Origin of the sequence: Pseudoalteromonas luteoviolacea (genome assembly GCF_021654285.1) — a bacterium.
GTDB lineage: Bacteria > Pseudomonadota > Gammaproteobacteria > Enterobacterales > Alteromonadaceae > Pseudoalteromonas > Pseudoalteromonas luteoviolacea_J.
In genome coordinates, this window is sequence record NZ_JAKFZS010000083.1 from 1 (window position 1) to 1,503 (window position 1,503).

The following is a 1,503-nucleotide window of genomic DNA, read 5'->3' on the forward strand; positions in this document are numbered from 1 at the left end:
TGACATATATGGACACTCCATTTATGTCAAGTTAAGTAAGTCTATCGGGGCAGTTTTTACTGCCTCGTTATCATTATTTTATTCCCTACCAGCCGCATTTCGATGATTAACCACGTGCAATAAAGCGTTGCTCTGACATATATCCGGGCTTAACTGTTATTCAGCGCCCCTAATGAGCTACGAGTCTACACACCCTAAATTGAAAACACCCAATCGGTTTAAATACCGTGCCTTTGTCGGGTTTTATGTAGGCAGGCTAGGCCTTTTTTCATCTACTTTTAGCAACTATAAGTTGGGAGGTTGTTAGGTGCTCACAACACCCACTCGGGTTATGTTACCCTTGTCATGACCGAGCTTCCCAACAACCAAATTGAATAACTTTATACATTTTGTGTCACCGCATTGTTAAACATTGGTCGGTAGAATTCATTCTTTTGAAGTAATATCCACATCAACCTTGCTAGGCGGTGTGCAGTTGCAACAATGGCTTTATTGACACCTCTTCGTTGCTTTAAAGCTGTTATCCAGCGATTTAAATCGTCATCTTTTTTATGGGCATGGTTCACAACAGTGCGAGCGCCATGAATAAGTTGCTTCCTAAGGTAACAATCACCGCGTTTAGTTATGCCGCTTAGGCGATTAGTCTCACCTGATGCATATTGTTTGGGAGTGAGGCCGAGCCATACACTAAAGTCTTTGGCACATTTAAAAGCTTGGCCCCTGTCGATACTGGCACTGAAAGCAGAAGCGATTGTGGGACCTATCCCTGGTATTGATTGCATAATCTCTGCGCTACTATTTTGAGCATTAGTCTGTCGGAACAGGGAGTCCAGTAGCCTAACCCTTTTGTCATAACCATCTAATTCTTCGTGCACCTCTAGTAGCATAAGTCTAAGAACTGGTTGAATGGCTTCGGATAATAGCTCATGGATATATCGTTTAAATATCGAGTATGCTTTTGGAATATGGATACCAAACTCCAGCAGTAGACTTCTAGTTTGGTTAATACAAGCTGTGCGCGAAGCTAATACTCTTTCTCGCATTCGATGTAATATAAGGATAGCTTGCTGCTGCTCAGTTTTCACTGGAACGAATCGTATGTTGGGCCTTCTACTTGCCTCGTATATTGCCATGCAGTCGTTTTTATCATTTTTATTACCACGGACAAACGGAGTTACATGTTGCGCGGGAATGAGATGAACTTGATGTCCAGCGGACAAACATACGCGACCCCAATAATGAGAAGAACAGCAAGCCTCCATAACAACTTCGCAGGTGGGCAAGTTGACTAGCGCTTCATGAAGTTTTACTCGAGATAGCCGCTTTGACAAACAAGGTTTACCTGATTGATCAATGCCTAGCAATTGGAATACATTTTTTGCCAAATCGATGCTCAATATACTAACGTTATTCATGATGGATGCTCCTGTTAACTGTCGTTATTAACACCTTCAGTTTGGCGCATTGACGCCGATTTGGGAGTGTCCATCTCATCACCCAACT

At 42.6% G+C, this 1,503-nt stretch carries 1 protein-coding gene; it reads right to left on the reverse strand.

What is annotated here, in order from left to right; genetic code table 11:
- Positions 1-380: 380 nt before the first annotated feature.
- A complete protein-coding gene (locus L1077_RS27090) occupies positions 381-1,415 on the reverse strand; it encodes an IS110 family transposase (protein WP_237139873.1) in 1,035 nt (344 codons plus the stop codon).
- Positions 1,416-1,503 lie beyond the last annotated feature (88 nt).

Coding starts and splice junctions, on each gene's coding strand:
- L1077_RS27090 (WP_237139873.1), bottom strand. CDS start 1,415: ATGAATAACGTTAGTATATTGAGCATCGATTTGGCAAAAAATGTATTC.